We start from the raw sequence: 6,153 nt of genomic DNA, 5'->3' as shown, positions 1-6,153 counted from the left end.
TGTTGGTACAGCGTGCGGGTTTCCTGAGACAAGCCCTACGCGACGGGCGATGACGCACCGGCACACGACCCCTCCCGCCGGTGGCCAACTGCGGGAGCGTGGGGGTGCGCCCCTCCAGGGGCCACTGGGGAACTGAGCCTGAGCGGGACGCGCCCGTCAGGGGCGCGGGGAACTGCGCGACCAGCCACGGCCGGCCCGCAGCCGAAGTGCGAGCGATGGGGGGCCTGGGGGCGCAGCCCCCTGTTTCGGGAAGGGGTGGGGTTGGGGAAGAAAAAACCGCCCCCTACCCACCCGCAGCACTCCCGGCACCGCCCTACGGCTTACGGGCCACGCCGCCCATGGCGATTACTTCGGTCGGGGTGTCGGCAGTCGCGGGATCGGGGCGCCAGTCGGCGATGGGGACGACGCCGGGCTCCAGCAACTCCAGGCCGTCAAAGAAGCCGACGAGTTGCTGCGGGCTGCGCAAGTAGTACGGAGCCGCCCCGCTCTCGTTGTAGAGCCGCGTGGCTTCGACGTTGGCCTTGTTGGTGTCCACGCTGTCGTTGAACGCGAAGTAGCTCCCGGAGGGCAGCGCCCCCATCAGCGCAGAGACGATGGCCCGCGCCTCGTCGTAGTCCGCGATGTGCCCACTGACCTGCATCAGCGTGAGCGCGACCGGCTGTGTGAAGTCCAGCGTCCTGGCCGCTTCACGCAGCACGGTGCCCGGATCGTGCAGATCCGCGTCGACGTAGTCGGTCACCCCCTCGCGGGTGCCGGTGAGCAACGCCTTGGCATGGGCCAGGACCAGAGGGTCGTTGTCCACGTACACGATGCGGGCGTCGGGAGCCATCCGCTGGGCGATCTCATGGGTGTTGTCCGCCGTCGGCAGCCCCGTACCGATGTCGAGGAACTGGCGAACCCCGGCCTCACCGGCCAGGTGGCGCACGGCACGGCCGAGGAAGGCCCGCGAGCCGCGGGCGAGATCGGTGATGCCGGGGAAGACTTCGCGGAACGCCTCGCCCGCCGCCTCGTCGACCGGGTAGTTGTCCTTGCCCCCCAGCCAGTAGTTCCAGATCCGGGCCGAATGCGGCACCGCCGAGTCGATCTTCGCTAACGCCACCGTGTCAGGGCCGGACGAGTCCTGCGTCACCGGACAGCCTCCTTGTGCGGAACCATGGTTTGCCTCAGGCCTACAACGTAGGGTCACCGGCACTCGATCCGCCGGTGCTTGCGGTCGAATCAGGAAGGCACCCGCCGGCGATCACGGGTTTGCGAGTGGCCGATTTTCGCCGCGTCCGGGATGCGGCAGAATCCGCGTATGGCCGTCATACGGGGCAGACACCGCTACCTCTGTGTGTGGCGTGCGCCGCTGCGAGTGTTCTGTGCGCTCGTCCTCGCGGCGGGCGCGGCGGCCGGAGTCCCGGGCCCGGGCGGGGCCGCCGCGGCGGCGGAGCGCGGGCCACGCGATGTCAGCCCGGAGTACTTCTACGCGTCGCTCCATCCGAAGACCGCACGGCCCAGTTCCGATGTGCTCTCGTTGGCCTTCGACCATGACGGCCCGGAACAGCCGGCCCGACTGACCGTCGACGTCACGGGAATCGAGGGGGTCGCGACCATCCCGGCGGGAGCCGACGGCTGCAAGCCGCGCAAGCCGGTCTTCGTCTGCTCGACACGGCTCAACTCGCGGCAGGAGCTCAGGGTCAAGCCCGCGCCCGGCGCCCGCCCCGGCGACTCGGGTGTGCTGCGGTACACCCTCGAGACGCCGGGCCTGCCCACCGTCAAGGGCAGTCTGACCGTGATCGCCGGACGGCCGGAGCTGCGGGTGAACACGGCCGGCCGCGTCGGGCCGAAGGCCGTGGGTGAGGTTTTCGACGCGCCGATCCTGATCCGCAACATCGGCGATGTCCCGGCCCGCGGTGTCGAGGTCTATCTGGAGGGAAACGGAGATCTGGCCCCGACGGTCCGGCACTCCAACTGCCGTTACGCCGACGGCGGCAGCGTCGCCCTGTGCCGGCTTCCCGACGCCGAGATCGCCCCGGGCAAGACGGTCCGGGTCTCCCCCACCCAGCGCCTGAAGACGGGCGGCGACGCGCTCGACGCCCGGCTCACCTACGGTGCCTGGGCCTACCGCGCCGGGTTGTACCGCGGTCTGCCGCCCGGCGGGAGCACACGGGGCACGGCGCCACCTCTCACTCTCACCGAAGACCCGGGCAACGGTGCCGGGGCGACCTTCACCACGACGCTGGACGAGCTCGCGGACATGGAGGTGCCGGTCCGCAACACTGCCGACCTCCAGGCCTTCGGAGCCTGGGTACGCGGAGATGTGGGCACCGAACATCGCATCCGTATCGGCTTCCGCAACAACGGTCCCGCCGAACCGCACACCGCGGACGTCCGCGCCGTGTTCACCGTCCCGCCCGGGGCGAAAGTGGTGAAGGCACCGTACGACCCGGAGCTGGAAGAGGAGATGTTCGACCAGGAGTGCCTGACGAAGGACGGCGGGCGCCACTACGCCTGCACCCGGCACGGCCAGGTCGGCAAGGACAACTTCTTCGAGTTCACGCTGCGCATCGTGGACAAGGACGACCGCCCGGGAAGCGTGGCCGTGTCCATGGCGCCCTACAAGCATGCGGACAACACACCGGCCAAGGACCCGAAGTCCGGCAACGACAAGGCGCCCGTTCAGCTGCGGGCGACCGGCTCCGCACCTGACACCGCCTCGGCCGCACCTCCGGCGGACGGCTCGGGCCCGGGCCCCATGGTCTGGGTCTCCTGCGCCGGAGCGGTGTCGGTGGCGGGCGCGGCGCTTCTCGTGATCCGCCGACGGCGCGGGAGCGGCGGCTAGCCGGAGGTGTACGCCCCGTCGGGGTCAAGTCGCCCTCAGACGCCCCGCAGCCGCCAGTCCCCGCCCTCGATCAGCTTGCCGCGCGCCCGCAGACGCGCGGCGACGGCGGGCGCGGCCACGTACACCCAGGCGTGGACGCGGGTGCCGTCCGGGCGGGCCACGTCCCGGGCCACGCGCTCGTAGACGTTGCCGGGATCGCCCGCCGCGTAGTCCTCCAATCGGTCGAGGGCGGCGAGGAGTGGGCCGTACTGCTCCGGCACGGCGGTGACCAGCTCCCCGCACACCACACCACCGGGCTCCTCGACGGCGTACGGATAGCCGGGCCCCTCGTACAGCACCGCGCCCGAGAGCCGCCCCGGCACCTCGGACTCGGTGCGGCCGAGCAGGAAGAGGTCGTGGTTGTGCTCGCCTGGACGCAGGGTGCCGTACACGAAGAAGGGCAACCGCCTCACCCTGCCGTCTCCCGCTCCAGCCACTCCAGATACTCCCGGCTCCCCCGGTCCACCGGCGTGGCGATGATCTCGGGTGTCTCGTAGTCGTGCTCCCGGCGCAGATACGTCTCCAGCTCCGCGTACCGCGTCCCCGTCGTCTTGAACGACACCTGCCATTCGGACGCGGTCTCGATCTCCCCCTTCCAGCGGTAGACGGACACGACCGGCCCGGAGATCTGCGCACAGGCGGCAACACGCGCCGCGACCGCGCCGCGCGCGAGTGCCTCCGCCTTCTCCGGGGCGTCAGTCGTGGTCAGGACGGTGAGCCAGTCGGCCACGGTCATGATCGATCTCCTTTCCAGGCCTTTGCAGAAACGATTCTCACCCCTCACATAACCCACCGGTAACCGCTATGGACATGACATGTCATGGCCCCCTAGAACTGAGCGGACGCCGCCCCCCTCACCAGGCATGCCACCCCCACGCCCCACGCATGCCCCCCACCCGCTCCCCCACGCGTTCCGCGCGTCGTCCCGAGGAGATCAATGAGTCGGATTCGGATACGGCAGCAAGTTCCAGGCATCCGAGGTACCGGGGGCTTCCGAGGCACCGGAAGTCTCCGCGGTACCGGAGGTTTCCGACGCTCGCACCTCGCCACCGTCGGCATGTCCGCGGCGGCCATCACCCTGCTGGCGGGCGCAGTGGCCCCGCCCGCGGTGACGGCCGACAGGCCGACCAGGAGCACCGCCATCGACAACGCGACGTCGGCGCTGCTGGACCAGGCCGCTCGCCTGGGTCTCACCTCCGCGCAGGAGACCAAGGTCCGTGACGTGATCGTCGACGCGGACGGCGGCCAGCATGTGCGCTACGACCGTACGTTCCGTCAACTCCCCGTCCTCGGCGGCGACTTCATAGTCCATCTGTCCCCCGACGGCGCCTACCGAGGCGCGAACCGTGCCACCTCCGCCGACCTCTCCGTGCCGTCCGTCGAGCCGGACCTCCCCGCCCCGAAGGCCGCCGACCTGGCCGCCGCCGCGCTGCGCACCGCGAACCTCGGCGAGACGCTCCGCAAGGTCACCGCCAAGCCCCAGCTGGTGGTCGACGCCCTCCACGGCTCCCCCAAGCTGGCCTGGCGTACCGAGGCCGCCGGCCAGGACTCGCTCGGGAACCCGGTCGCCCGCGTCCTCCTCACCGACGCCGTCACCGGCCGGCAGATCGACGCCTGGGACAGCATCGAGACGGCCACCGGCGACGGCCAGTCCCTCTACAGCGGCAAGGTCCCGCTGGAGACGACGCCCACCGGATCGGCGTACGAGCTCACCGACCCCACCCGCGGCAACACCTACACCGGTGACGCCCAGAACAAGACGGACCGCTGTGTCCTCGTCGTCTGCCTGAACCGCGCCCCCGCCACCGTCTTCACGGACGCCGACAACCACTGGGGCAGCGGGTCGGCTTCGGACCGCGCCACGGCCGCGGTCGACGCGCAGTACGGCACCGACACCACCTGGGACTACTACGAGAAGGTCCACGGCCGCCTCGGCATCGCCGGCGACGGCAAGGGCTCGTACAACCGCGTGCACTACGGCAGCAAGTACAACAACGCCTTCTGGGACGACAGTTGCTTCTGCATGACGTACGGCGACGGTGACGGCACGACCTTCGGCCCGCTGGTGTCGCTGGACGTGGCGGGCCACGAGATGTCGCACGGCGTGACGTCCAAGACGGCCGCCCTGACGTATTCGCGCGAGCCGGGCGGCCTCAACGAGGCGACGTCCGACATCTTCGGCACGCTGGTCGAGTTCTACGCCGGCAACTCCTCCGATCCCGGCGACTGGCTGATCGGCGAGAAGATCGTGAAGCCCGGCTTCGGCCGCTCCGCCCTCCGCTACATGGACCAGCCCTCCAAGGACGGCAAGTCGGTGGACTGCTGGAACTCGTTGGTCGGGACCATGGACGTGCACTACTCGTCCGGCGTCGCGAACCACTTCGCCTACCTCCTCGCGGAAGGCAGCGGCCCCAAGAGCATCGGCGGCGTCCAGCACAACAGCACCACCTGCAACGGCGCGACGGTGACGGGGATCGGCAAGGACAAGCTGGGCGCCATCTGGTACCGCGCCCTGACCGTCTACATGACGTCCTCGACGACGTACGCGGGCGCCCGCACGGCCACGCTCAACGCGGCGAAGGACCTGTACGGGGCGGGGAGCACGGAGTACGACGCGGTGGCGGCGGCATGGAGCGCCGTGTCCGTGAACTGACCTGCGCTGTTCCTTCAGGTCTCTCGTTCGCTTCCTCTTCGTTCTTCTTCTTGGTGCGGCCGCCCCGGACTTGCTCGCGTCCGGGGCGGCCGTCCCGTATCCGCCCCTCCCTCACAGCCCGGGAATGAGCCGGACCACGGTCACGGTCAGCACGGAACCGGAGACGTAGTACAGCACGATGGCGCCGACGACGGTCGCCTCACGGCGGTCGCGCTCACCCCGGACGGCGGTCGAACCGTGCCCGTACGGATCGCGGCCGACCGTCTGTGCCATCGCCTCTCTGAACGCCTCGTCGTTCCACATCTTGGCCAGGGTGTCGTCGGCGGGCGGCGCGTAACTGATGCGGTGGCTCAAGCGACCCCCCGCCTCTCGGCCTCGTCCGCGGCGAGCCGCTCCAGCAGGGCCTCGGCCTCCGGGTCGGGCACGGCTTCCATCATCCAGTGCCGCATGACGGCGTGGATGTCGTGCACCCCGGCCGCGTTGATGGCCCGGTCGAACTCCTCGCGTCGTTCCTCCGGGAGGGCGGCGCGGATCTCGGGGATGCTGTTGGGCACCTCGACCTCGGCGCCGCCCACGAAGGTCTTGAGCGGTTCGGCCATGCGTCGTGCCTCCTCAAGGGACGGTGTTCAGACTCGGC

General features: G+C 70.3%; 7 protein-coding genes. 2 read left to right on the top strand and 5 right to left on the bottom strand.

From position 1 onward, the window contains the following. Positions 1 to 313: 313 nt before the first annotated feature. On the bottom strand, positions 314 to 1,129 hold the full coding sequence (locus FGD71_RS32160; RefSeq protein WP_119104069.1) for an SAM-dependent methyltransferase: 816 nt from the start codon (positions 1,127 to 1,129) through the stop codon (positions 314 to 316). A gap of 168 nt (positions 1,130 to 1,297) precedes the next feature. Here FGD71_RS32160 and FGD71_RS32155 point away from each other — a divergent pair, with 168 nt between their 5' ends. Next, positions 1,298 to 2,824, top strand: coding sequence for a COG1361 family protein (locus tag FGD71_RS32155; protein ID WP_240436875.1), 1,527 nt, complete (start codon positions 1,298 to 1,300; stop codon positions 2,822 to 2,824). Between the two features lie 35 nt (positions 2,825 to 2,859). Here FGD71_RS32155 and FGD71_RS32150 read toward each other — a convergent pair whose 3' ends face one another. Further along, complete coding sequence (locus FGD71_RS32150; protein WP_119104068.1) at positions 2,860 to 3,276, bottom strand: gamma-glutamylcyclotransferase family protein; 417 nt, start codon at positions 3,274 to 3,276, stop codon at positions 2,860 to 2,862. Next, a complete protein-coding gene (gene cutA, locus FGD71_RS32145) occupies positions 3,273 to 3,599 on the bottom strand; it encodes a divalent-cation tolerance protein CutA (protein ID WP_119104067.1) in 327 nt (108 codons plus the stop codon). The genes FGD71_RS32150 and cutA overlap by 4 nt, the downstream gene beginning before the upstream one ends. A 321-nt stretch (positions 3,600 to 3,920) precedes the next feature. Between cutA and FGD71_RS32140 the strand changes: the two genes are divergently transcribed. Beyond that, positions 3,921 to 5,516 (top strand): M4 family metallopeptidase, encoded by a 1,596-nt coding sequence (locus tag FGD71_RS32140; RefSeq protein WP_119104066.1) that lies wholly within the window; start codon positions 3,921 to 3,923, stop codon positions 5,514 to 5,516. A 111-nt stretch (positions 5,517 to 5,627) separates the two neighbouring features. On the opposite strand, the gene FGD71_RS32135 is transcribed toward FGD71_RS32140, so the two are convergent. Next, positions 5,628 to 5,870 (bottom strand): hypothetical protein, encoded by a 243-nt coding sequence (locus FGD71_RS32135; RefSeq protein ID WP_119104065.1) that lies wholly within the window; start codon positions 5,868 to 5,870, stop codon positions 5,628 to 5,630. Continuing rightward, positions 5,867 to 6,115, bottom strand: coding sequence for a DUF6694 family lipoprotein (locus tag FGD71_RS32130; protein ID WP_119104064.1), 249 nt, complete (start codon positions 6,113 to 6,115; stop codon positions 5,867 to 5,869). The genes FGD71_RS32135 and FGD71_RS32130 overlap by 4 nt, the downstream gene beginning before the upstream one ends. Positions 6,116 to 6,153: the final 38 nt, after the last annotated feature.

Source organism: Streptomyces sporangiiformans (genome assembly GCF_005768555.2).
Taxonomy (GTDB): domain Bacteria; phylum Actinomycetota; class Actinomycetes; order Streptomycetales; family Streptomycetaceae; genus Streptomyces; species Streptomyces sporangiiformans.
This window is presented reverse-complemented; position numbering and strand designations above follow the sequence as displayed.